Origin of the sequence: Thermus albus (assembly GCF_022760855.1) — a bacterium.
GTDB classification, from domain to species: domain Bacteria; phylum Deinococcota; class Deinococci; order Deinococcales; family Thermaceae; genus Thermus; species Thermus albus.
On record NZ_JAKTNR010000003.1, the window covers coordinates 159,230 to 182,351 of the forward strand.

The window sequence follows — 23,122 nt, forward strand, 5'->3', positions numbered from 1 at the left end:
CCGCCCCCGGGCGGGGCCCTCCTGCCTAGCGGACGTTCCCCGTCTCCAGCTTCCTGGCCCTCAGGTCCAGGAGGCTGTACTCACCCTCGGAGAGATCCCCCGGTACCACCACCCAACTGGCCCCCAGCATTTCGTGCTTCTGCCCCTTGCCGGCGGTGATCACCAGGAGGGGGTTATGGGTCTTGATGAGGTGGGCCACCTCGTGGGACCCACCTTCCCCTAGGCCCTTGTGGTAGGGGTTGGTGTAGAAGAGGAGGATCTTGGGGTAGTCTTTAAGGTCCCAAAGGGCCTTCAGGTGGTACTCGGCCACCCAGGCGGGGTAGCGGAGGGTTTCCTTTTCCTCGGGTTCCCCGTCGTCGGTGATCTCCCCGCCCATCCCCGCCACCAGGTAAGGACCCTTAAAGAAGGTGAAGGTCTCGTGGACATTGCGCATCTCAGGCCGCACCAGCTCAATGTTGGCCGCCTCCCTCAGGTACTCCCAGATGGGGGCATCCTGCGGCCCGGGGATGTAGACGGTGGGGAGATGGGCCTCGGCGAGGATGCGGAAGAAGGCGGCGTAGTCGCGGCTTTTGGCCGTCTTGGGCATGAGGTTCCCCACGAGGGCCAGGGCGTCGGCCCCGGTGTCGGGGGCCAGCTTCACCAGCTTTTCCAGGGCCTCGAGGTCGCCCATGGGGTTAGAAGTGGCCAGGATGTACCGCGTGGTCCGCCGCATAGCTCACCTCCTATTCCACCTGCACCTGGATCTTCTTGGGCTTGCTTTCCTCGGCCTTAGGAACCAACAGGTGGAGCACCCCGTGGCGGAACTTGGCCTGCACCCGGGAGAGGTCAAAGGTGCTGGGCACGTTGAAGCTCCGAGCAAAGGTGCCGTAGGGGCCTTCTAGGCGGTGGTAGGCCACGTTATCCCGCTTCTCAAAGGGGCGCTCCGCCTTCACGGAAAGAACCCCTTCTTCGGCCACCACCTCCACCTTTTCCGGCTCCACCCCGGGCAGGTAGACCAGAAGGTGCAAGCCGGTTTCGTCTTCCAGGATGTCCACCGGGGGGGCATAGACCCTGGGCCCCTGCTGGGGGGTCGTGCCGAAGGCCCTTGCCAAGCGCTCCTGCAACTCCTCCAACTCCCTGAATGGATCGAACCGTACCATCCTCCTCACCTCCTTTCACCACCTCAGGAGCGCGGCCATGCCGCCACGCTCCAGAAGCTGCTTTTCTGCCTCGCCCCGGACGAACTCCAGCTTGGCGGCGTAGCCCGTGGCCAGCTCCGACAGGACCACGGCCAGGGGTTTGGCCTCGGGGTTTTGGCAGTGGGCCAGGGCCCGGGCCTCTTCGGGGAAGAAGATCCCGTCGCAGGCGTACACGGTTTGGTCCAGGTGCCAGGGAAGCACCCAAAGCTCAACCCGACCTTCCTGAACCCTTTCCAGGACTTCCAGGCCGAAGGCCACCTTGGGATAGGCTTCCTCCAGCTTCTTGAGTAGCTCTACCTCGCCCTTGCGCTCCATCTCCTCCAGGACAGGTTCCAGCCGCTTGAGCACCTGGCCGGGGCTGACCCCGGGATGGGGCAGGGAGGGAAGAAGGGCCACCACCTTTTCCTTAAGGCGTTTGGGCAGGTAGCCCAGGAAAAGCTGGGTGTGCTCCTCGGGGCCCATGAGGATAAGGCGGGTGAACCCGCGTTCCTCCGTAAGTTTCTCCAGCTCGTGGCTTAGGGTCTTATAAAAACGTTCTTCCCAAGCGGCCAGGCGCTTGGCGAAGAGGTCCTGGCCTGCCCCGCCCCGGGAGATGCCCGCCAGGTTGAAGCGGCGCCCCGGGGCATCCAGGGAGAGCCGCCGCCAGGCCTCGGTGTCCAAGGCCAAGAAGGCGTCGCTCACCTCCTGGACTTCACCCAGGAAGATTTCAAAAACCCGCCAGCGCTCCTGGTCCAAATAGACCACCCCGTAGCGCTCGTACTCGTCCAGGGCGTAGATAAGGGGGAGGAGGAAGGGCTCGCCGTAGTGGGCCAGAGCCCCGTCCGTAAAAAAGCGGCTTTCCTTTTCCCCTAGGAAGGTGGTTTTGAGGCTGGAGACCAGGGGCAGTTCCACCTGCAGCAACAGGGTTTCAAAGACCTTCTCGCTGGCGAAGAAGACGGCGGTTTTTGCCTCTAGAACTTGGTTTTTCAGCACCTCCAGGATCCTTTCCTGCAGGTCCTGGGGCACCTTGAGGGCCTTCATGGCGTCCTTGGCCCTCAGGGCGTAGGCCCGGTTGGCGTTTTCGGGCTTGGCGGGGTTGAGGTCCAGGTAGAGGGAAAGGACGGTTCCCTCCTCTAGGGCTAGGCCTTCCTTGATGCGCCGGATCTCTTCCTTGCCGATCATAGGCCACCTCCTAAAAGGGCCACCGCCTTGCGGATGGCTTCTTGGTTAAGCTTCTCCTCCTGGCCTAGGCGGGTGAAGAGGGCCTCGAGGTCCGGATCGGGGAAGGTGCTTTCCAGGTAGTAGGCCCGGTCAAACCCTTCCTCGGAGAGGAGGCGAAGTAGCGCCTCCCAGCCTTCCTCCTCCACCTTGGGGGTAGGGGGGAGGGAGGCCTGAAGGCGGCGCAAGATTTCGGCGACGGCCTCGGCATGGGCCCGCTCCCGCTTGGCCACTTCCTCCAAAAGGGCCCGGATGTGGGGGTAAGGGACCCTCTCCGCAGCCCTTTCCGCCCGAAGGGCATCCAGGAGTTCGTCCTGGTAGGCCTGTTTTAGGACTTCCACCCTATCCATAATCCCCTCCTTCCTTAGGCCTGCACCGGGGCCTCCGTGCGGAAGACCAGGCCCGTGGGGCCTGCGTCCACCACCACGGAATCCCCCTCCTTGATCTCTCCGGCCAGGATCTTCACCGCCAAGGGCGTTTCCAGCTCCCGCCCCATCACCCGCCTCAAGGGCCTGGCCCCGAAGACGGGGTCGTAGCCCCGCTCGGCCAGGTAGTCCTTGGCGGCCTCGGTGAGGGTTAAGGTGATGCGCTTTTCCGCAAGGCGAGCCCTTAGGCCTTGCAGCTGGATTTCCACGATCTCCCGGATCTGTTCCCGGGTGAGGGGCCTAAAGACCACGATCTCGTCCAAGCGGTTCAGGAACTCGGGGCGGAAGTGCCTTTGCAGGATGGCAAAGACCTCCTCCCGGATCCTCTCGTAGGGTTTGCCTTGCTGGATACCCTCGAGGATCAAGGGGCTTCCCAGGTTGGAGGTGAGGATGATGACGGTGTTGCGGAAGTCCACGGTGCGGCCGTGGGAGTCGGTGAGGCGGCCATCGTCCAGGATCTGGAGAAGGATGTTGAAAACGTCGGGGTGGGCCTTTTCTATCTCGTCAAAGAGGATGACCGTGTAGGGGCGGCGCCTTACCGCCTCGGTGAGCTGGCCCCCTTCCTCGTAGCCCACATAGCCCGGAGGGGCCCCAATGAGGCGGCTTACGGTGTGCTTCTCCATGTACTCGGTCATGTCAATGCGCACCATGGCCTCCTCGGTGTCAAAGAGGGTGGCGGCCAGGGTCTTGGCCAGCTCCGTCTTGCCCACCCCCGTGGGACCCAGGAAGAGGAAGCTCCCGATGGGCCGGTTGGGGTCCTTGAGGCCGGCCCGGGCCCGCCTTATGGCATCGGCCACGGCCCTTATGGCCTCGTCCTGCCCCACCACCCGCTTGTGGAGCTCGTCTTCCAGCCTTAAGAGCTTCTCCCTTTCCCCTTCCAGAAGCTTGGAAACGGGGATGCCGGTCCAACGGGAGACGATCTCGGCGATATCCTCCTCGGTGACCTCCAGGCGCACGAAGCGGGCCTCCTTGAGCCCTTCGGAAAGGGCCTCCACCTCGGCCTCGAGGCGGGGAAGCTCCCCGTAGCGGAGCTCCGCCGCCCGGTTCAGGTCGTACTGGCGCTCGGCCAGCTCAATCTGGCGGCGTACCTCGTCCAGGCGTTGCTGGGCCTCGTGGAGCTTCTTCAGGATCTCCCTTTCCCGTTCCCACTCCGCTTTCAGCTTCTGGATTTCCTGGCTGAGATTGGCGATCTCTTCTTCTACCTTCCTTAGCCTTTCCTGGGAGTCTGGGTCCTTTTCCTTCTTCAGGGCTTCCCGCTCGATTTCCAGCTGGAGCCTTCTCCGCTCCAGGGCGTCTATCTCCTCGGGTGCGCTTTCCAGGGCCATGCGCAGGCGGGCTGCCGCCTCGTCCACCAGGTCAATGGCCTTGTCGGGAAGGCGCCTTTCCGTGATGTAACGGTGGGAGAGGACGGCCGCCGCCACCAAGGCGGGGTCGGAGATGCGCACCCCATGGTGCACCTCGTACTTCTCCTTGATGCCCCGGAGGATGGAGATGGTGTCCTCCACGCTGGGCTCGTCCACGTAAACGGGCTGGAAGCGCCTTTCCAGGGCGGGGTCCTTCTCAATCTCCCGGTACTCGTCCAAGGTGGTGGCCCCGATGAGCCTAAGCTCCCCCCGGGCCAGGGCAGGCTTCAGCATGTTGCCAGCGTCTACGGCGCCCTCCACCTTGCCCGCCCCCACCACGGTGTGGAGCTCGTCAATGAAGAGGATGATCTCCCCCTGGGACTGCACCACCTCCTGGATCACCGCCTTCAGGCGTTCCTCAAACTCGCCCCGGTACTTGGCCCCGGCCAGAAGGGAGCCCATCTGCAAGGAGATGATGCGCTTGCCCTTTAGGCCCTCCGGTACATCCCCCTTGACGATGCGCTGGGCCAGGCCCTCCACGATGGCGGTCTTGCCCACCCCGGGCTCGCCGATGAGCACCGGGTTGTTCTTAGTGCGCCTTAGGAGGATCTGAATGGTGCGCCGGATCTCCTCGTCCCGGCCGATCACCGGGTCCAGCTTGCCCTCGGCCGCCAGTTTGGTGAGGTCAATGCCGTATTGTTCCAGGGCGTTGTAGGTGCTTTCCGCGTGTTCCGTCTGCACGGTTTTACCTCCTCTTAGCTCTTGCAAGGCCTTTTTGAGGGCGTTTTCCTCGGGAAGGGCGTTCTGGAAGGGGGGCTCGGGCCTCGAGGCCTCCGCCAGGGCCAGCACCAAGGTGTCCAGGGCCACGAACCGGTCCTTGAGCTCCCCCATGAGGGCCTCGGCCCGGTCCAGGGCCCGGGCGAGCCTTTGGGAAAGGTACTGGCCCACCTCCGCCCCCTCCACCTTGGGCAAGCGGCCCATCTCCCGCTCAGCCCCCTCTTTGAGGGCCTGGGGGTTACCCCCTGCCCTCTCCAGAAGCCGCCAGGCCAGGCCCGTGGGGTCCTTTAGGAGTACGGCCCAGAGGTGGGGCAGGTCAATGGCCTGGTGCCGCATTTCCCGGGCCAGGACCTGGGCCTGGGCCAGGGCTTCACGGGCGGCTTGGGTCCAGCGCTCCAGGTTCATACCCCTTGCCTCCTACTGGCTTAATCATATCGCTTGATATGAATGGTGTCAATAGACTTGAACAGGCCATGCGCCAACTCTTGCCGCTTACGCCGGAGAAGGTTCGCCAAAAGGAGGGGAGGAAACGCCCTTTGCCCTTGATTATACAGGGAAGGATTGGGCGGGATGTCCCAGCTTGGGTGGGTCCTTTCCCGGGGCGTTTGGGACGGTGGAGGCCGCTGGGATGGGCTTAGAGGAAAGGGGGGTGTGGGGGGCTATACTCCCCTGGTTTTCAAACCGGGGATACATGGACCCCCACGTGCCCCGCAGGGGCACATGGCCTGGTGCGTGGCACATGTGTAGTACACTTTTCTTGGGGACAGCGTTCCCCGTGGACCTTGAAACTTGGAGTAGGGGGTTCCATCGGGTAGTCCGATGGGTAAAACTCCAAACGAACACCCGTGGCAGAGCCCGAAGCACTGCGCTCGCCTGCCGATACGGAGTCAAGGTTTTTCTGGGCTCGGACGGAGCCTTCGGGAGTGGGCGCTGTGCAAAGAGTCCCATGATGCCCGAGAAGCCCTGTTCTTCAGAACAGGGAGTCGTCACGAGCGCTCTAAAATCTCCACCACCAAGGCCGCCCCCACCAGGTTGGCCCCCAGGTCGCGGCGGATGCGTTCGGCTTTGAGCATGCGCAGAAGATCCTCCTCCCGAAAGTACCAGCCGCTTTCCAGCTCCAAAGGCTCCACGAAACCGATCTCCACGTAGGCCCGCACCACCCCCAAGGAAAGGCCGTAGTCCGCCAGGGCTTCCATGGATATATAGGGGCTACGCGCCAGCATACCGCACCTCCTTTAGCTTCCGCCAAAGGGCCTCCTCCTCGGGGGAGAGGTGCTCGGGGATCACCACCCGCACCTCCAGGTAAAGGTCCCCGCGGCCGTGGGGGCCGGGGAAGCCTTTGCCCTTAAGCCGCAGTTTCTTCCCCGCCTGGGTCCTCGGGGGAATGGTGACCTCCACCGGCCCTTCCAGGGTGGGGGCCCGCACCTTGCCCCCCACCACGGCGATGGGGGCAGGGACGTCTAGGGTGGCGTAGAGGTCCTGGCCCTCGAGGCGGAAAACGGGATGGGGCAGAAGCCGCACCCTGAGGAGGAGGTCCCCCGGGGGCTCCCCCGGGCCCCCTAGGCCAGCCAGGCGGATGGTGCTCCCTTCCTGCACCCCTGGGGGGATCCTCACGGAAACCCGCCTGCCCCCCACCTCCACCACCTTCTCGCCGCCACGGAAGGCCTCCTCGAGGCTAAGGGGAAGCTCGGCCCTGAGGTCGCGGCCTCTTCTTGGCCTCCTCCGCCCCATGCCTCCAAAGAGCCCGCCACCAAAGAGCTCCTGGAAAAAGTCAGAGAAGTCCTCCACGTCAAACCCGGAGAAGTCGTACCCACCCGGGGGTGGCGGTGGGGGAGGGGTGGCGGTGCCGTAGGTGTCGTAGACCTTGCGCTTTTCCGGGTCGGAAAGGACGGCGTAGGCCTCGTTGATCTCCTTGAAGCGCTCCTCGGCCTCGGGGCTTTTGTTCACGTCAGGATGGTACTGGCGGGCCAGGCGCTTGTAGGCCCGTTTGATCTCCTCCTGCGTGGCGTTTCTCGGTACCCCCAGGATGGCGTAGTAGTCCTTCATGACCTACTCCAGGCCCTCTTCTTCCGGGCTTTTTTCCTCACCCACGGCCACCCGGGCCGGCCGCACCAAGGTTTCTCCCAAGCGGAAGCCCCGCTGGAAGACCTTGGCCACCTTTCCGGGTTCTCCGGGAAGGAGGCCGATGGCCTCGTGGTAACGGGGGTCGAAGGTTTGCCCCTCCCCGGGCACCTCCTCAATGCCAAGCCCCGCCAGGATGCGGAAGAAACCTTCCCGCACCGCCTTCACCCCCTGGAGGATGCTCTCCGGGTTGGCCTCGGCGAACTCTAGGGCCCGTTCCAGGTCGTCCAGGACGGGAAGGAGGGCGCGGACCGCCCGGAGGGTCCCCTCCCGTTCCCGGAGCCTAAGCTCCTCCTCCATGCGCTTGCGGTAGTTGTCAAAGTCGGCCAGGAGGCGCACGTACCGGTCCTTTAGGGCTCGGAGTTCCTCCTCTACGGCCAGGAGGCGTTGTTCCAGGGCCAAGGCCTCCTGGCCTACCGCCTGGAGGTCTTTCTCCACCTGGGCGGCCTCCTCTTGTTGGATTTTCTCGCGTTCCTTGTCCATGCTTCCTCCGAAAGGGGGGAAGGAGAGGCCCCTGCCCTGGCAGGGGCCAGGGCAGGAGGGCTTTAGTCAGCAGGCTTGTAGTCGGCGTCAATCACGTCGTCAGGGCCGCGGCTGGATCCCCCGGTGGCCCCGGCGGTGGCGGCCTTCTCGTAGGCCTCTACCGCCTTCAAAAGTTCCTCCGTGGCGGCTTTCAGCTCGGGATCGGAGGCGTCCTTTTCCGAGAGCTCCTTGGCCCGGGCGATGGCCGCCTCGAGGCGGGCCTTGGCCTCCGGGGTGCTCGACTTCTCCTGGAGGATTCTTTCCGCCTGGATGCGGGTGGAATCCAGGGTGTTCTTGAGCTCGGCGTGCTCCCGCCGGCGCCGGTCCTCCTCCGCGTGCCGCTTGGCCTCCTCAATCATCCGCTCTATCTCCTCCTCGGACAGGGTGGTGGTGTTCTGGATGGTGATGGAGGCCTCCTTCCCCGTGGACTTCTCCTTGGCGGTCACGTGGAGGATGCCGTTGGCGTCTATGTCAAAGCAGACCTCAATCTGGGGCACCCCCGCGGGCATGGGGGGGATGCCCTCCAAGCGGAAGCGGCCCAGGCTCTTGTTGTCCGCGGCCATGGGCCGCTCGCCCTGGAGGACGTGGATCTCCACCGCGGTCTGGTTGTGCTCGGCGGTGGTGAAGATCTCGCACTTGCGGGTGGGGATGGTGGTGTTCCGGGGAATCAGGACCGTCATGACCCCGCCCTTGGTCTCCACCCCCAAGGAGAGGGGGGTGACGTCCAGGAGGACCACGTCCCGCACCTCCCCCATAAGGACCCCCGCTTGGATGGCGGCCCCCATGGCCACCACCTCGTCGGGGTTGACGGAGCGGTTGGGTTCCTTGCCCAATAGCTCCTTCACCACCCTCTGCACCGCCGGCACCCGGGTGGCCCCGCCCACCAGGATCACCTCGTCGATCTGGGCAGGGGTCAGGCCCGCATCCTTAAGGGCCTGCTCCACGGGGCCCCTAAGGCGCTTCAGAAGGGGCTCAATGAGCTCCTCAAACTTGGCCCGGGTAAGCTTCTTCTCCAGGTGCAGGGGGGTTTTGCTGGCGGGGTCTAGGGCGATGAAGGGGAGGCTGATGGTGGTCTCCAGGGTGCTGGAAAGCTCAATCTTAGCCTTCTCCGCCGCCTCTATCAGGCGCTGGAGGGCCTGGCGGTCCGCCTTGAGGTCCACCCCGTACTCGCGCTTGAACTCCTCGGTCAGCCAGTTCACGATGGCGTGGTCCATGTCGCTGCCGCCCAGGTGGGTGTCCCCGGAGGTGGACTTCACCTCAAAGACCCCCTCGCCGATCTCCAGCACCGTCACGTCAAAGGTCCCGCCCCCCAGGTCAAAGACCAGGACGGTTTCGTTGCCCTTCTTGTCCAGGCCGTAGGCCAAGGCGGCGGCGGTGGGCTCGTTGATGATGCGGAGCACCTCGAGGCCCGCAATGCGCCCGGCGTTGGCCGTGGCCTCCCGCTGGGCGTTGTTGAAGTAGGCGGGCACGGTGATCACCGCCTTGGTGATGCGCTCTCCCAGCTTCTTGGAGGCGTCCTCCACCAGTTTGCGGAGGACCATGGCGCTGATCTCCTCGGGGGTGTAGAGCTTGCCCTTAATCTCCACCCGCACCCCGCCATCGGGCCCGGGGACCACCTTGTAGGGCACCCGCTTGGCCTCCTCCTGGACCTCTTCAAAGCGGCGTCCAATAAAGCGCTTGATCTCAAAGATGGTGCCCTCGGGGTTTAGCACCGCCTGGCGCTTGGCCATGCGGCCCACCAGGGTCTCCCCGTCCCGGAAGGCCACCACGCTGGGGGTGGTCCTTTCGCCCTCGGCGTTTTCCAACACCACCGGCTTGCCGCCCTCCATGACGGCGATCACGCTGTTGGTGGTACCCAGGTCAATGCCCACTGCCTTGGCCATAGCTACACCTCGCACCTTAAGCATAGAGCATTCCACTTTGACGTGTCAAGAGAGTTGAGTGTAGCTATATCATGGTGCGCTGGACTACCCGGATTCCCCGTTTGCCGTGTACCCTAAGAGAAGACATGTCCCGGCTTCCTTTGAACTTTTTGGTTTTCATCCTGGGCCTGCTCCTTTTGGCCTGGGCCTTTAGCCTGGCGGGCACGGCGGGGAACCCGGCAAGCGGGGTCAACTACACCACCTTCCTCGAGGACCTGCAGGCGGGCAGGGTGAAGGAGGTGGTGGTGCGGGCTGGGGAGACCCGCATCCAAGGCACCTTAACCGACGGTTCCACCTTCACCACCTACGCCGCTAGCCCTCCCGATAACCAGACCCTCGAGGCCTGGACCAAAAGGGGCGTGAGCGTGCGGGTGGAGCCTCCACAGGGGCAAAGTCCTCTGGGTTTCCTCTGGCCGCTTCTTTTGGTGGGGCTTCTCATCGGGGCGCTTTTCTACTTCTCCCGTGCGGGGCGTTCCGGGCCCTCGGACTCCGCCTTCAGCTTCACCAAGAGCCGGGCCAAGGTGCTCACCGAGGCCCCCAAGGTCACCTTCAAGGACGTAGCCGGAGCCGAGGAGGCCAAGGAGGAGCTGAAGGAGATCGTGGAGTTCCTGAAGAACCCCGCCCGCTTTCACGAGATGGGGGCCAGGATTCCCAAAGGAGTCCTCCTGGTGGGCCCCCCGGGGGTGGGGAAGACCCACATCGCCCGGGCGGTGGCGGGAGAGGCCAAGGTACCCTTCATCACCGCCAGTGGCTCCGACTTCGTGGAGATGTTCGTGGGGGTGGGGGCGGCGAGGGTCCGGGACCTCTTTGAAACCGCCAAGCGCCATGCCCCCTGCATCATCTTCATTGACGAGATCGATGCCGTGGGCCGCAGGCGGGGTGCGGGGGTGGGAGGCGGCAACGACGAGCGGGAACAGACCTTAAACCAGCTTCTGGTGGAGATGGACGGCTTTGAAAAGGACTCCACCATCATCGTCATGGCCGCCACCAACCGCCCCGACGTTCTGGACCCGGCCCTCCTGCGCCCGGGCCGCTTTGACCGCCAGGTGGCCATAGATGCCCCGGACGTAAGAGGCCGGGAGCAGATCCTGCGCATCCACGCCCGGGGCAAGCCCTTGGCGGAGGATGTGGACCTGGCCCTTTTGGCCAAGCGCACCCCAGGCTTTGTAGGGGCGGACTTGGAAAACCTCCTGAACGAGGCGGCCCTCCTGGCGGCCCGGGAAGGCCGGAAGAAGATCACCATGAAGGACCTCGAGGAGGCCGCCGACCGGGTGATGATGGGCCCGGCCAAGAAGAGCCTGGTCCTTACCCCTCGGGACCGGAGGATCACCGCCTACCACGAGGCAGGGCATGCCCTGGCCGCTCACTTCTTGGAGCACGCGGATGGGGTGCACAAGGTGACCATCGTGCCCCGGGGCCGGGCTTTGGGCTTCATGATGCCCAGGCGGGAGGACATGCTCCACTGGAGCCGAAACCGCCTCCTGGACCAGATCGCCGTGGCCTTGGCTGGGCGGGCGGCGGAGGAGCTCATCTTTGAGGACGTGACCACGGGGGCGGAAAACGACTTCCGCCAGGCCACGGAGCTGGCCCGGCGCATGATCACCGAGTGGGGCATGCATCCCGAGTTTGGTCCCGTGGCCTATGCCCATCGTGAGGACACCTATCTGGGCGGTTACGACGTGCGCCAGTACTCGGAGGAGACCGCCAGGCGCATAGACGAGGCGGTGCGCCGCCTCATTGAGGAGCAATACGGGCGGGTGAAAAACCTCCTGCAGGAGAAACGGGAAATCCTGGAGCGGGTGGCGGAAACCCTCCTGGAGCGGGAGACCCTTACCGCTGAGGAGTTCCAAAGGGTGGTGGAGGGTCTGCCCCTGGAGCCAGACGGGGAGGACCAAGGGGAGACGCCCCAAGAGCGCCCGGAAAAGGAAACCCCCCGGGTGGTGCCCAAGGTCAAGCCGGGGGGAGCCTTGGGCGGCGCTGGATAGCATTCCCTCCTGGCTTGGGCCAGGGTGGGGGTCTAGGAAGGGCCCTGGTGTGGGTGTTATCTCGGTGGGGCTTAGCGAACGAAACGGTAGGAAAGGGGTTGAGGCTGGAAATAAAGCTGGGGGGCCTTGGCCCCCCAGGGGAAGGGAATACGTTACTTCTTGACCTTTTCCTTGAGAGCCTTACCCGGCTTGAAGGCGGGATACTGGGTAGCGGGGATCTTGATCTTCTCCTTGGTGCCGGGCTTCACACCGGTGCGGGCCTTGCGCTTGCGCACCTCAAAGGTGCCGAAGCCGGTGAGCTGCACCTTGTTCCCCCCAGAGAGGGCTTCTTCCACCTTGGAGAGGAACGCATCCACCGCCGCCTTGATGTCCTTCTTCTTAAGGCCCGTAGCGGCTGCCACCTGATCCACTAGATCCGCTTTGGTGACCGTTTTCTTTGCTGCCATTCTTCACCTCCTTCCTCTTTTCCCTTCCGCAAGGACTATAGCACGCTTGAACGGGGCTACGCAATACTCTGACCCATTCGTATACCTGTGTAAAGCAATGTGTGATAACGGAAGTATTGGCTCTAGCGGTACTGGGGTGGCAAAAGTTCCCGTACCCGGGCCTCTATCTCCCGGGTCAAGATTTCCAGCTCCTGGTGGGTAAAGCGGGAAAGCTTCGGAACCGGTATAGGTTTGCCATAGATCACCCGGATGGGCTTGCGCAACCGGAAGAGCTTTCGCCCCACGGGCCAGGCCTGGTCGGTGCCCACCACCGCCACGGGTACCACGGGGCTTCCGGTGCGCAGGGCGATGGCCGCCACCCCGGTCTTAAAGGGCTGGAGCTTACCCGTGCGGCTTCGGGTTCCTTCCGGGAAGATGCCAAAAGCCAAACCCTTTTCCAGGGCGCGGATGGCACCTTTGATGGCGGAGAGATCGCTTTGCCCCCGCTCCACGGGGATGGTGTAAAGCCGGGGTAGAAGCCAGGAGAGCAGGGGTAGGCGGAAGACGTCGGCCCGGGCCAGGAAGCTCACGGGGCGTCGTACCCCGGCCCCCACGGCGATGGGATCCAGGATGGAAAGGTGGTTGGCGGCCAGAATGACCGGGCCTTCCTTGGGTACGTTTTCCACGCCCTCTGCCCGATAACCGAAGAGGAGGTGCAGGAGAAACCGGGCCAGATACCAGGCGGCCCGGTAGACAGGGTTTGGCTGGTGGGCTTCCACGGGTTCCAGTTTACGGGTCCAGGCTTCGCAAGGCCTTGCCCGCCTCGAGGTGGGCTAGGCGCAAGGGTTCTGGCAGGCGGAAGCGGGTGGGTAGGCGCTTCACGAAGTCCAGGGCCTCCTCCAGGCCCACCCGGTGGCCCGGGGAGACGAAAAGGGGCTTTATTCCTCTTCGGCTACGGTAGGCGTAGCCCAGGGGGCGGCCCTCTGGAGAAAGAAGCCTTACCGCGCTTCCCGCTTCCAAGGGTAAAGGCGCCTCCAGGCGGCCGTAAAGGAGGCTTTTGGCCACGCCGATGCTGGGTAGGTCCAGGTGCACCCCCAGGTGGCTGGCGATGCCCAGGCCCCGGGGGTGGGCGATGCCCTGGCCGTCCACCAGTAGGGCTTCGGGAGGCTCGGGGAGGTTTTTTAAAGCCTCCAGGTAGGCGGGGGCCTCGCGGAAGGAGAGGAAACCCGGGATGTAGGGGAAGAGGGCTTCCTCGGGTACTACCCCTAGGCCTACGCAGAGTAGGCCCTTTTCCAGGTGGTAAAGCACGGCCACGGCCACCAGGGGCTTGCCCCGCCGGTGGGAGGCGTCTAGGGCGGCGATTAGCCTGGCACCCTCGAGGCTACCCTCCAACACCACCCTTTCCGCCAGGCTTCTTTGCAGGGCCACGGCCGTTTGCAGGTCTTTCGGCTCGGGAAAGGGCTCCATGGGCTTTTAAGGGGATCAGGTGGCCTCCCGCAGGCGCTCCAGGACCTCGGGGTCGGAGGGGTCCACCCCGTAGAGCAGGGCCAGGTAGTAGGCGGTCCAGGCCAGGCGGTACCAGAGGGCCAGGGCTTGGGCCAGGCGGCTGCCTGAGGGAGCGGGCACCTCGGCGATGGCGTCCACCCGGGTTTCCAGGATCTCCTTGGCCAGACGTACCGCCTCCCCCTCCCCCAGGAGGAGGGCGGCCAGGGGGTCTCCCTGCTCGTGGCGGGCCTCGAGGCCTGTGAGGAAAAACTCCAGGGCGCTATGGGGTGGGGTGAGGGCTAGGCTTTTCCCAATCCGGGCAAAAAGGCTCTGCCCTGCTTCCTCCAAGGGGCGGAAAAAGGGAGCGTAGAGGAGGGGGATCCTCTCCACCAGGGTGTAGGCCAGGAACTTGGCGGGGTTCTCCTCGAGGGGGATCTCCGGGGTAAGGCGTCTCCTTTCCTCCAACAGGACCTTATCCGCCTCGGAAAGGGCTTCCTCCTGCCTCGTGGCCAGAAGGAGGAAGCGCAGGTAGCGGTAAGGGTTCAAGGGGCTCGGGGAGAGGTAGACCTCCACACCAGGGCGGAGGCCCAGCTTGACCACCTGTACCCGCTCCGTTTCCGCCAGAAGGGAAAGGGCCGCGGCCTCTCCCAGGTCGTACCCCCCCTCCAGCACGAATAGGGTCCCTTCCTCTGTCCAGTCGGGGAGGCCGGAGAGCCGGGCGGCGAAGTGGCCTTCCCCATAGCCCAAGGCGGCGTAGGGCCCGGGATAGTTTTCGGTGGGCACGGGCCCCGAACCCACCAGGTCGCGAAGCTCCAGGGCTAAGCCCCGGCGGTCCACCAAGTAGGTCTCCTCACGGTCTAGGTCGCGCATACCCCTTATGCTAACCCTCGTGCAGCCCTTTAGCCCCAAGCCGGTGCCACGTCCCTGGGGAGGAGGCGCTTTGGGCTTTGGCCCGGGGGTGGGCGAGGTATGGCTGGCGGAAGCACCCCTTCTGGTGAAGATTTTGGACCCGGTGGAGTGGCTTTCCGTCCAGGTCCACCCACCCCATGGTTATGCCTTAAGGGTGGAAGGCGGGCCCGGCAAGTACGAAGCTTGGTATGTCCTTACCCCGGGGGAGATAGTCTACGGCTTTTCCAGGCCGGTAACCCCGGAGGAGGTGCGGAGGAGGGTGGCGGAAGGAACCCTAGAGGAGGTTTTAAACCGCATCCGGGTTGCCCCTGGCCAAGTGGTCTACATACCGGCAGGGGTGGTGCACGCCCTGGGCCCAGGGGTGCGGGTGTACGAGGTCCAGACCCCCTCGGACCTCACCTACCGACTTTATGATTACGACCGTCCCCGGGAGCTCCACCTGGAAAAGGCCCTAGAGGTGGCCGTTTTGGAGCCCACCCCCTTACCCCCAGTCCGGCCTGAGCCCGTGGCGAGAGGGGAGTGCCTGCTCAAGACCCCTTATTTTCGTCTCTATCGCTACCCCCTTCCCGGGGGGCTAGGCCTCCATCCGCAGGCGCCCCTTCTCCTAACCCTCCTGGAAGGGAAGGCCCAGGTGCAGGGAATCCACCTGGAACCCCCAGCTACCTTCCTCCTGGAGCCGGGGGAACAGGTCTGGGTGGAAGGGGAGGGGTGGTTTCTTGGGGCTAGCCCTGAAGGCTTTTGATGAGGGCCTCCACCTTGGAGGAGGGCTTCTCCCCCAGTTCTTCCCACAGGCGTTTGCGGTAACGCTCCAGAAGCCTTAAGGCCCGGGCCCTTTGGCCTCGGGCCAGGTACGAGGCCGACAAAGGGAGGAGGGCTTCCTCGTCCAGGGGGTCAAGCTCCAAAAGACGTTCTAAGAAATGGGGCTCCGCCCGTTTGAGAAACAGGGCCCGCACCCGGTGGAAAACCTCCTCCCGCTTCCGGTCCAAAAGGGGGTGATCCAAACCCGGGAAAAGGGGTTCTCGGTAAAGCTCCAAAACCCTTTCCGCCTGGCCCCGTTGCAAGGCTTCCTCTAGGGCAGAAAGATCGGCTTCCACCCGCATCAGCCCCTCCTCCCCCAGGTAGGTGGGCACCCCCCAGGGCTCCAGGACCTTGCGAAGGCGGGCCAGCCACACGTAAAGGTTGTTCAAGGCCGCCTCCTCGGTCACGTCCGGCCAAAGGGCAAAGGCCACCTCCTCCCGGGGCAGGCCCAGGAGCATAAGGGCGAAGACTTCCCTGGCCTTTCCCTTTAGGGTTACAGGCCCCAAAGGATGTTCCACTTGGAAGCGCCCCAGGACCTGGACCCTTAAGGGTGGGATCTCAGGGAGCCTCAGGGCGATGGCCTCCTTCCATCCGGAACGCAGGACCTCGAGGAGGGGATAGGCCCGGGCCAGCTCGGGGCGCTTCCTGGGGAGGGCCTCCAGGGGAAGGAGGTCTGGAAGAAGGCCTTCTCCAACATCGGTTAGGGTGAGGAGGGCCTTTAGGTCCTCCTCCCCGCCCAGGAGGCGGTAGCGGGCAGCGTGCCAGAGGAGCCTTTCCTCTAGGTTTCCGGGATAAGGGGGCAGAAGCCCCGGGTCTTTTCGTAAAAGGGCCCGGGTGAGGCTGGGGAAGAAACCCGAAAGACCCTCCAACAGGCCCGGATCCCCCCTGAGCTCCGCCAAGAGGGCCCTTCCCCTTTCCACCAGGTAGGCGTTTTCCCAGAGTTCCGCCTGGGCCACCAGCCGGGCGAGGGTTTCGGCATCCTTGTCCATGTGAGCCAGGAGCATCTTGGCCTCCAGGGAGGCCAGGGGGTGGCCAGGAGTTTGGCTGGCCCTTTCCAAGTAGCCACGCGCCCTCTCCCTCTGCCCCAGGAGGAGGTGGAGCCTGCCCAGGTCCCGGAGGTGGCCGGCGAGGTTTTGCGGGATATGGCGCTCCATCAGCCCCAGGGCTTCCTCGAGGGCCTCTATCCTTTCCCGAAAGGCCCCCTTTAGCTCAAAGCGCAGGAGGGCCAGGTTGCTGAGGGGGGCGATCCGGTAGGGGCTTTCCGGGGGTAGGTGGCGGAGGGCCTCTTCCAAAAGCCTTGCTGCCTCCTCGGGCCGGCCTTCCTCAAAGGGTACCCGGGCGGCGTCGTTCAAGAAACGGCCGGCCAGCTCGGGGCTGACCTTAGGGAGGAGGGCCAGACCCCGTTCCAAATAGGCCCGGGCCCGGGGAAGGTCTCGGCCCAAAAGGGTTTCCGAGAGGTAAAAGGCCAGGTGGCCCATGGCGGTGAGGGCTAAAGCGGGGTCCTCGGGGGACTCCGCCAGTTCCGTCAATAGGGCAAGCCCCTCCTTCCTGCCGCACTGGGCCAGGGCCTCCCCCAGGCGCAGGTGGGCCCTCGGGCCCCCTTGGCGGAGAAGGTCCTGCCATTGCAAAAGCCTTTCCGCGGGGATCGGCAGGGTGATGGGGCTCTCTAGAAGGGACAAAAGTTCCCCCTTGAGGCCCGCTTCCCAGTAGGCTTCCGCCAACAAGGCGGGGGGAAGCCTTCCCGCGGCTTGGCGCACGGCCCGTTGCACCTCCTTTAGGAGGCTCTTTCGGGCCATCTCCTTAAGGAGGGGATGGAGGGTGTAGCCCTCCGGCAGGCGCCTTAGGAGGCCTTTTTGGAAGAGGCTTTCCGTTTCTTGGCGGGCCAGGGAAGGGGGTAGGTGGGGAAGAGCTGCCAGCAGAAGACCTTCTTGGAACTCCCCGGGGGACAGGCTTTCCCTTAAGCCCTGCAGGAGGGCCTTGGGCTCAGGGGGGTTTCCCGTGAGGGCGGAGAGGAAAAGGGGAAGGGGCCAGCCCCCCGTGGCCCGGTGGGCCTCCTCAAAGCCTTCCGTGCCGGCGAAGAGGGCCTCGGCCTCCTCGAGGGTAAAGGCCAGGTGGGAAGCCTTTAGGTGAACGAGCCTTCCCTCGGCCAGGAGCTTGGGAAGTTCAGGGTAGGGGAGGGGCTTGCGGCTGGCCAGGACCACCAGGGCGGGAAGGGTGCGAAGGAGGGGAGAAAGGCCCTCCTTACCGGTAAGGTCCTCCAGGACCACCAGGGTGGGCTCGGACTTGAGGGCCTCCACCACCGCGCCCCAGGGCACCTCTTCGGGAAGCCCCAAGGCCTTGGCCAGAAGGTTCTTTGGCGGGCCCAAAAGGGCGCTGGCCCAAAGGGTCCTTAGGCCCAGGCGGGCAGAAAGCTGGCCGGCTAGAACGCTTTTCCCAAAGCCCGCAGGGGCCTCCAGCCATACGGCAAAGCCCGGTTCTTGGGGCAGGAGGTCCAAAAGCCTCTGGCGTTCCAAATAGGCCGGGCTTTGCCAGGCCAGGGCCATGCTTGTCCTCCATTTTAGCCAGGTTCCGGCCTTGACCAAAGCCCACGGGCCTTTCAGACTGGGGGGCATGGACCGGCCCTACCTGGACCTAGGCCCCTTGGGCCCCTTGCGGGGACGCTTGCGCGTTCCTGGGGACAAGTCCGTGACCCATAGGGGCCTCATGCTCCTGGCCCTAAGCGAAGGGGAAGGAAGGCTTTTTTACCCTCTGAAGGCGGGGGATACCCTTTCCACCGCCCGGGCCATGCAGGCCTTGGGGGCGGAGGTCCTCGAGGAGGGCCCCCACTTCCGGGTGCGGGGGCAGGGGCTTCGCTTGAAGGAGCCTGAGGATGTGGTGGACTGCGGCAACGCCGGCACCCTCATGCGGCTTCTCTTGGGCATCCTTTCCGGGCAGGAGGGCCTTTTTGCCGTCCTGACCGGGGATGCCTCCTTGCGCCGCCGCCCCATGGGCCGGGTGGCGGAGCCCCTCAGGGCCATGGGGGCGGCCATAGAGGGCAGGGAAGGCGGGAGGAAGGCGCCTTTGGCGGTGCGGGGCGGGACCCTGCGGGGGATTACCTACACTCTCCCCGTGCCCAGCGCCCAGGTGAAGAGCGCCCTTCTCCTGGCAGGGCTTTTTGCCGAGGGCGTCACGGAGGTGGTGGAGCCTGTTCCCACCCGGGACCACACGGAAAGGCTTTTCCACCACTTTGGCCTGCCCCTGGTAAAGGAGGGACAGCGCATCCGCACCCAAAGGGCCGAGCCCTTCCCCGCCAAGGACCTTACCGTGCCCGGGGACTTCTCCTCCGCGGCCTTCTTCCTGGTGGCGGCCCTCATCGTTCCGGATTCGGAGGTTACGGTGGAGGGGGTGGGGCTAAACCCCACCCGCACGGGGCTTTTAGAGGTGCTCCGAGAGATGGGGGGGGATTTAGAGTGGCAGGTGGTGGAGGGCGAGGCGGGGGAGCCTGTGGGCTGGATCCGGGCCCGGTATAGCCCCTTGAAGGGGGTTTCCGTGGACCCAAGCCTCATCCCCCTCATGGTGGACGAGGTGCCCATCCTAGCGGCGGCGGCGGCCTGGGCGGAAGGGGAGACCTATATTCCCAACCTTTCCGAGCTAAGGGTGAAGGAATCGGACCGGGTTGCCGCCATCGCCCAAAACCTTAGGGCCCTAGGGGTGGCGGTGGAGGAAGGGCCGGACTGGCTTAGGATCCAAGGGGGTGGGGTGCGGCCGGGAGAAGTGGAGCCCTTCCACGACCACCGGATCGCCATGGCCTTCGCCGTGGCGGGCCTTAGGGTGGGGGTGAGGATCCATGAACCCCAGTGGGCGGAGATCTCCTATCCCGGTTTTTTCCGGGACCTGAAGCGGCTATGCGGGGCATCGTGACCATAGATGGGCCTTCTGCCTCGGGGAAAAGCTCGGTGGCCAAAAGGGTGGCGGAGGCCTTGGGGGTGCCCTATTTGAGCAGCGGCCTCCTCTACCGGGCGGCCGCCTATCTGGCCTCGAGGGCCGGGGTGGAGCCAGGGGATGAGGAAGGGGTTTTGCGCCTTCTCAAAGGCTTGTCCATCCGCCTCCTGCCCAAGCCGGAGGGGAACCGGGTGGTGGTGGAAGGGCCTTCGGGGCTGGAGGACCTTACCCCCCACCTCCATACTCCGGAGGTGGACCAGGTGGTTTCCTCCGTGGCCCGGCATCCTGGGGTGCGCTCTTGGGTCAACGAAAGGCTTAAGGAAGTTCCACCGCCCTTCGTGGCCGAGGGGCGGGATATGGGCACGGCGGTCTTCCCCGAGGCGCCCCACAAGTTCTACCTCACGGCCCGGCCTGAGGTGCGGGCTAGGCGGCGCACCGCCGAGCGTCCCCAGGACTACGAGGAGGTGCTTAGGGACCTTTTGCGGCGGGACGAGCTGGACAGGGTCCAAAGCGCGCCTGCTCCGGAGGCCATCGTGATGGATACCAGCGAGATGGGCCTCGAGGAGGTGGTGGCCCGCGTGCTCTCCCACATCCGTGACTGAGCATGGTTCCCGGAGCCAAGGAAAGGCCGGTCCACGAGTTCTTGAACATCGTCCTCTTCCGCCCCCTGGCCCACCTGGTGGTGCGCCTTCTCCTCTTCACTCCGGTTAGGCCCCACCACCTGGTCCTCCTCCACACCTTTTTGGTCCTTTTGGCCTCCTGGTATATCCTTAGGGGCCTGGATTTGGCGGCGGCCCTTCTCCTTCAACTAAAGACCATTCTGGATAATGCCGACGGGCAGCTGGCCCGCCTGAGGGGGGAGGTTTCGGAGCTGGGCCGGTATCTGGACACGGAGCTGGACCTCTTGGGAAACCTCTTCCTGTTTGTGGCCTTGGGGGCGCGTACCGGGGCTTGGGAGCTTGCCGCTCTGGCCTTTTTGGTCTTCACCTGGGTCCAGTCCTACGACTTTAACCTGGAAAGGCTTTATAGGGAAGCCCGGGGTCTCCCCCTGCCCGCTGAGAAACCGGATCCCCCTGGCCCCCTCCTCGGTTTTTTGCGGGGGGTTTACCGCGGGTTTTTCCTGCCCCAGGACCGGGCTGTAAGGGCTTTGGAGACCTTCTTGCTTCGCCGTTTTCGCCTTTCCCCCCTGCGGTTTTGGGACGAAGGGGCCTTGGCGGGGGTGGTGAACCTGGGCCTCACCACCCAGCTTTTCTTCCTGGGGGTCTTCTTGCTCTTTCACCAGCCTAGGGCCTATCTTACCTTCGTGGTCCTTCAGGCCCTGTATCTTATGCTTTGGTATTTATGGAGGATTCTCCGCGCCATCCCATCCCCACGGTAGGAGCCTTGGTGGAACAGGAAGGTAGGGTGCTTCTGGTGCGCACCCAAAAGTGGCGGGGGCTATGGGGGGTGCCCGGGGGGAAGGTGGAGTGGGGGGAGTCCTTGGAGGCGGCCCTTAGGCGGGAGTTTTGGGAAGAGGTGGGCCTGGGCCTTAAGGAGGTGCGCTTTGCCTTGGTGCAGGAGGCCATCTTTAGCCCGGAGTTCCACAAGCCCACCCACATGCTCCTTTTCAACTACTTTGCCCAAGGGGAAGGGGAGGTGCGGCCCGGGGAGGAGATCCTGGAGTGGGCCTGGGTAAGGCCGGAAGAGGGCTTTTCTTTTGCTCTGAACAGCTTCACCCGGGTTTTGCTGGAAACATATCTGGAGGGAAGATGAGGGTCGCCTTGGTCACGGGGAGCGCCAAGGGCATTGGCCGGGCCATCCTCCTGGCCCTGGCCAAGGAGGGCTTCCAGGTGGCGGTCCACTACCGCACCTCGGAGGGTCTGGCCGAGGCCACCCGCCTCGAGGCCGAGGCCTTGGGGGTAAAGGCCATCAAGGTGCGGGCCGACCTCACCCAAGAGGAGGAGGTGGCCCTTTTGGTGGAGGAGGTGCGCTACCACCTGGGGGGGGTTGGCGTCCTGGTGAACAACGTGGGGGACTACCTCTTTAAGCCCATTGAGGAGGTTTCTCTGGAAGAGTGGCGCTGGATTTTGGACTCCAACCTCACCAGCACCTTCCTCCTCACCCAAAGGGTCCTTCCCCTCATGGTGGAGCAGGGGTATGGGCGCATCGTTAACCTGGGCTACGCCGGGGCCCAGAACCTCTTAGCCCGGCCCCACATCACCCCCTACGCCATCGCCAAAACCGGGGTGATCCTCTACACCAAGGCCATCGCCAAGCGCTTCGCCCAGGCGGGGATCACCGCCAACGTGGTGGCCCCGGGGGTGGCGGAGAACTCCATTTCCAAGCCCCTTCAGGAGATCCCCATGGCCCGGCTGGCCCTCCTGGAGGAGATCGCCCAGGCGGTGCTCTTCTTCGTGCGGGAGCCCTACGTGACGGGGCAAGTCCTCGAGGTGGCCGGGGGGTGGAACCTCTAGGGCCACTTGGTCTACGCGTGTGCCCGCTCCACCCCGGCCAAATGGGAGTGGGCGATCCTTCTCCTTGTGGGCCTGATGGGGAAGAGGCGGTCAGGCCTATCCCTGAGGTGAAGAACCCCTTCGCATGGTAGGTTAGAAGCCATGGACGGCAACGCTCCCGACCCCAAGTACTGGGAAAAGATGCGCCTGGTGGCCGAGGTCCTGAAGGCCGTGGAGGGGCCCATCTACATCGCTACCCACGTGGACCCCGACGGGGACGCCATCGGTAGCTCCTTGGGGCTTTACCGGGCCCTCAAGGCCTTGGGGAAGGAGGCCTACTGGGTGGCCGAACCTCCCAGGTTCCTCCGCTTTCTGCCCAAGGAGGAGGAGTACTCGGACCCTCTGGAGAAGCTTCCCGTGGGGGCCACCCTGGTGGCCCTGGACAGCGCCGAGCCGGGCCGGGTGGTGGGGGTGCCGGTGGAGGGATTGGTCATCAACATTGACCACCACGGCACCAATCCCCGTTTTGGCCACATCGCGGTGGTGGACCCCTCCAAGGCGGCCACCGCCCAGATGGTGAAGGACCTCATTGACCTTTTGGGGGTGGAGTGGACAGCGGAGATCGCCACCCCTGTGCTCACGGGCATCCTCACCGATACCGGCAACTTCCGCTTCGCCAACACCACCCCGGAGGTGCTCAAGGTGGCCTCGGAGCTTCTGGGGTATGGGGTGAAGCTTCCCGAGCTCACCGATAGGCTCCAGTTCCGCCCGCCCTCCTACTTCCGCCTCATGGGGCAGGTGCTTTCCACCGTGGCCTTCCACTACGGGGGGCTCTTGGTCACCGCTCACCTTCCTGAGGAGGCCAAGCGGGACGAGGAGGACTCCGACGACTTCGTGGGCCTTATCCGCTACGTGGAGGGAAGTGTGGTTTCCGTCTTCCTGCGCAAGCGAGGGGAAGGGGTGAAGGTCTCCATCCGCTCCCGGGGTGGGGTTTCCGCCCAGAACATCGCCGTAAGGCTTGGGGGCGGGGGGCACGTGCCTGCGGCCGGGGCTACCCTCGAGGGGGTAGACCTGGACCGGGCCTACGAGATGGTCCTCGAGGCGGTGGCGGAAGAGCTTCGGCGGGCGGGATACCTCTAGGGCCTTGGGGGGTGCCAGAGGAAGGGGGGCACCCCTAGGCCCTCTGGGGCCACCTCTTCGCCCGGTTCCACTAAGCGCCTTAGCCGGTAGAGGCCTCCACGGGGCTCCCGGAAGACCTCCAAAAGACCGGTTTCCCCGTCCACCAGCCAGCTTTCCGGGATACCCGCTTGGGCGTAGAGGGCCAGCTTTTTTCCATCCAGGTCCTTGGTGGGATAGGCCACTTCCACCACCAGGAGGATGTCCTTTGGCTCCGGGAAAGCCTGGATGTAAAAGTCCTCACGGGGTTTTAGAAGGGCTATGTCCGGCTGGGGGATGGAGAAGGGATTTAGGAGGATGGGGTTTTGCACCGAAACAATGGTCCGGTCCCCGTAAAGCCTTTCCAAGGCCTTGGCCAGGTAGGAGACCAGCCCCGCATGTCCGCTGCCGATGGGGGCCATCTCGTAAACCTCCCCGTCCAGGAGTTCAAGCCGCACCCCTTCCGGCGCCTCCTTAAGGAGGGCCTCAAACTCTTCCTTGCGGATGCGGTGGCGGACCATGTTTCT

General features: G+C 64.6%; 23 protein-coding genes. 8 read left to right on the forward strand and 15 right to left on the reverse strand.

All coding sequences use genetic code 11. From position 1 onward, the window contains the following. Positions 1-25: 25 nt before the first annotated feature. The 9 genes from L0D18_RS04610 to dnaK form a co-directional block, all read right to left on the reverse strand. On the reverse strand, positions 26-712 hold the full coding sequence (locus tag L0D18_RS04610) for a metallophosphoesterase family protein (protein WP_243027650.1): 687 nt from the start codon (positions 710-712) through the stop codon (positions 26-28). Between the two features lie 10 nt (positions 713-722). Next, complete coding sequence (locus tag L0D18_RS04615; RefSeq protein WP_243027651.1) at positions 723-1,139, reverse strand: Hsp20/alpha crystallin family protein; 417 nt, start codon at positions 1,137-1,139, stop codon at positions 723-725. A 15-nt stretch (positions 1,140-1,154) separates the two neighbouring features. Beyond that, positions 1,155-2,339, reverse strand: a complete 1,185-nt coding sequence (locus tag L0D18_RS04620) for a VLRF1 family aeRF1-type release factor (RefSeq protein ID WP_243027653.1) — start codon at positions 2,337-2,339, stop codon at positions 1,155-1,157. Further along, entirely contained in the window at positions 2,336-2,725 is a 390-nt protein-coding gene (locus tag L0D18_RS04625; RefSeq protein ID WP_243027654.1) for a ferritin-like domain-containing protein, read from the reverse strand. The genes L0D18_RS04620 and L0D18_RS04625 overlap by 4 nt, the downstream gene beginning before the upstream one ends. Positions 2,726-2,739: 14 nt before the next feature. After that, positions 2,740-5,325 (reverse strand): ATP-dependent chaperone ClpB, encoded by a 2,586-nt coding sequence (clpB, locus tag L0D18_RS04630; protein WP_243027655.1) that lies wholly within the window; start codon positions 5,323-5,325, stop codon positions 2,740-2,742. 581 nt (positions 5,326-5,906) lie between these two features. Then, positions 5,907-6,143: a chaperone modulator CbpM gene (locus L0D18_RS04635; protein WP_243027656.1), complete on the reverse strand. Its 237-nt coding sequence runs from the start codon at positions 6,141-6,143 to the stop codon at positions 5,907-5,909. Then, positions 6,130-6,966: a DnaJ C-terminal domain-containing protein gene (locus L0D18_RS04640; RefSeq protein WP_243027657.1), complete on the reverse strand. Its 837-nt coding sequence runs from the start codon at positions 6,964-6,966 to the stop codon at positions 6,130-6,132. Before L0D18_RS04640 ends, L0D18_RS04635 begins: the two co-directional genes overlap by 14 nt. Positions 6,967-6,969: 3 nt before the next feature. After that, positions 6,970-7,524, reverse strand: coding sequence for a nucleotide exchange factor GrpE (gene gprE / locus L0D18_RS04645; protein ID WP_243027658.1), 555 nt, complete (start codon positions 7,522-7,524; stop codon positions 6,970-6,972). 62 nt (positions 7,525-7,586) lie between these two features. Then, positions 7,587-9,446 (reverse strand): molecular chaperone DnaK, encoded by a 1,860-nt coding sequence (gene dnaK / locus L0D18_RS04650; RefSeq protein ID WP_243027659.1) that lies wholly within the window; start codon positions 9,444-9,446, stop codon positions 7,587-7,589. Between the two features lie 125 nt (positions 9,447-9,571). Here dnaK and ftsH point away from each other — a divergent pair, with 125 nt between their 5' ends. Continuing rightward, positions 9,572-11,470 carry an ATP-dependent zinc metalloprotease FtsH gene (gene ftsH, locus L0D18_RS04655; RefSeq protein ID WP_243027660.1) on the forward strand — a complete coding sequence of 633 codons (1,899 nt, stop codon included), beginning with the start codon at positions 9,572-9,574 and terminating at the stop codon, positions 11,468-11,470. Positions 11,471-11,622: 152 nt separating this feature from the next. Here ftsH and L0D18_RS04660 read toward each other — a convergent pair whose 3' ends face one another. From L0D18_RS04660 to L0D18_RS04675, 4 genes are all read right to left on the reverse strand, one after another. After that, on the reverse strand, positions 11,623-11,916 hold the full coding sequence (locus L0D18_RS04660; protein WP_114312806.1) for an HU family DNA-binding protein: 294 nt from the start codon (positions 11,914-11,916) through the stop codon (positions 11,623-11,625). Positions 11,917-12,038: 122 nt separating this feature from the next. Continuing rightward, entirely contained in the window at positions 12,039-12,674 is a 636-nt protein-coding gene (locus L0D18_RS04665; RefSeq protein ID WP_243027661.1) for a lysophospholipid acyltransferase family protein, read from the reverse strand. A 10-nt stretch (positions 12,675-12,684) separates the two neighbouring features. Continuing rightward, positions 12,685-13,362 carry an endonuclease V gene (locus L0D18_RS04670; protein WP_243027662.1) on the reverse strand — a complete coding sequence of 226 codons (678 nt, stop codon included), beginning with the start codon at positions 13,360-13,362 and terminating at the stop codon, positions 12,685-12,687. 15 nt (positions 13,363-13,377) lie between these two features. Continuing rightward, positions 13,378-14,250 carry an SIS domain-containing protein gene (locus tag L0D18_RS04675; protein WP_243027663.1) on the reverse strand — a complete coding sequence of 291 codons (873 nt, stop codon included), beginning with the start codon at positions 14,248-14,250 and terminating at the stop codon, positions 13,378-13,380. Between the two features lie 7 nt (positions 14,251-14,257). Between L0D18_RS04675 and L0D18_RS04680 the strand changes: the two genes are divergently transcribed. Then, the gene (locus L0D18_RS04680; RefSeq protein WP_279232180.1) at positions 14,258-15,031 is read left to right on the forward strand and encodes a class I mannose-6-phosphate isomerase; all 774 of its coding nucleotides are present in this window, start codon (positions 14,258-14,260) and stop codon (positions 15,029-15,031) included. Here L0D18_RS04680 and L0D18_RS04685 read toward each other — a convergent pair. Beyond that, positions 15,012-17,630 carry a BTAD domain-containing putative transcriptional regulator gene (locus L0D18_RS04685; protein ID WP_243027666.1) on the reverse strand — a complete coding sequence of 873 codons (2,619 nt, stop codon included), beginning with the start codon at positions 17,628-17,630 and terminating at the stop codon, positions 15,012-15,014. The genes L0D18_RS04680 and L0D18_RS04685 overlap by 20 nt on opposite strands. Before the next feature lie 67 nt (positions 17,631-17,697). Between L0D18_RS04685 and aroA the strand changes: the two genes are divergently transcribed. From aroA to L0D18_RS04715, 6 genes are all read left to right on the forward strand, one after another. Beyond that, positions 17,698-18,987: a 3-phosphoshikimate 1-carboxyvinyltransferase gene (aroA, locus tag L0D18_RS04690; RefSeq protein WP_243027667.1), complete on the forward strand. Its 1,290-nt coding sequence runs from the start codon at positions 17,698-17,700 to the stop codon at positions 18,985-18,987. Further along, complete coding sequence (cmk, locus tag L0D18_RS04695) at positions 18,972-19,610, forward strand: (d)CMP kinase (RefSeq protein WP_243027668.1); 639 nt, start codon at positions 18,972-18,974, stop codon at positions 19,608-19,610. The genes aroA and cmk overlap by 16 nt, the downstream gene beginning before the upstream one ends. A 2-nt stretch (positions 19,611-19,612) precedes the next feature. Continuing rightward, on the forward strand, positions 19,613-20,386 hold the full coding sequence (locus tag L0D18_RS04700) for a CDP-alcohol phosphatidyltransferase family protein (protein ID WP_243027669.1): 774 nt from the start codon (positions 19,613-19,615) through the stop codon (positions 20,384-20,386). Beyond that, a complete protein-coding gene (locus L0D18_RS04705; RefSeq protein WP_243027671.1) occupies positions 20,350-20,760 on the forward strand; it encodes an NUDIX domain-containing protein in 411 nt (136 codons plus the stop codon). Before L0D18_RS04700 ends, L0D18_RS04705 begins: the two co-directional genes overlap by 37 nt. Next, complete coding sequence (gene tmpR, locus L0D18_RS04710) at positions 20,757-21,461, forward strand: bifunctional dihydropteridine reductase/dihydrofolate reductase TmpR (protein WP_243027673.1); 705 nt, start codon at positions 20,757-20,759, stop codon at positions 21,459-21,461. The genes L0D18_RS04705 and tmpR overlap by 4 nt, the downstream gene beginning before the upstream one ends. Before the next feature lie 141 nt (positions 21,462-21,602). After that, positions 21,603-22,580, forward strand: a complete 978-nt coding sequence (locus tag L0D18_RS04715) for a DHH family phosphoesterase (RefSeq protein ID WP_243027675.1) — start codon at positions 21,603-21,605, stop codon at positions 22,578-22,580. Here the strand turns inward: L0D18_RS04715 and L0D18_RS04720 are convergent. After that, a complete protein-coding gene (locus L0D18_RS04720) occupies positions 22,577-23,116 on the reverse strand; it encodes a Uma2 family endonuclease (RefSeq protein ID WP_243027676.1) in 540 nt (179 codons plus the stop codon). The two genes, L0D18_RS04715 and L0D18_RS04720, sit on opposite strands and share 4 nt — an antisense overlap. Positions 23,117-23,122: the final 6 nt, after the last annotated feature.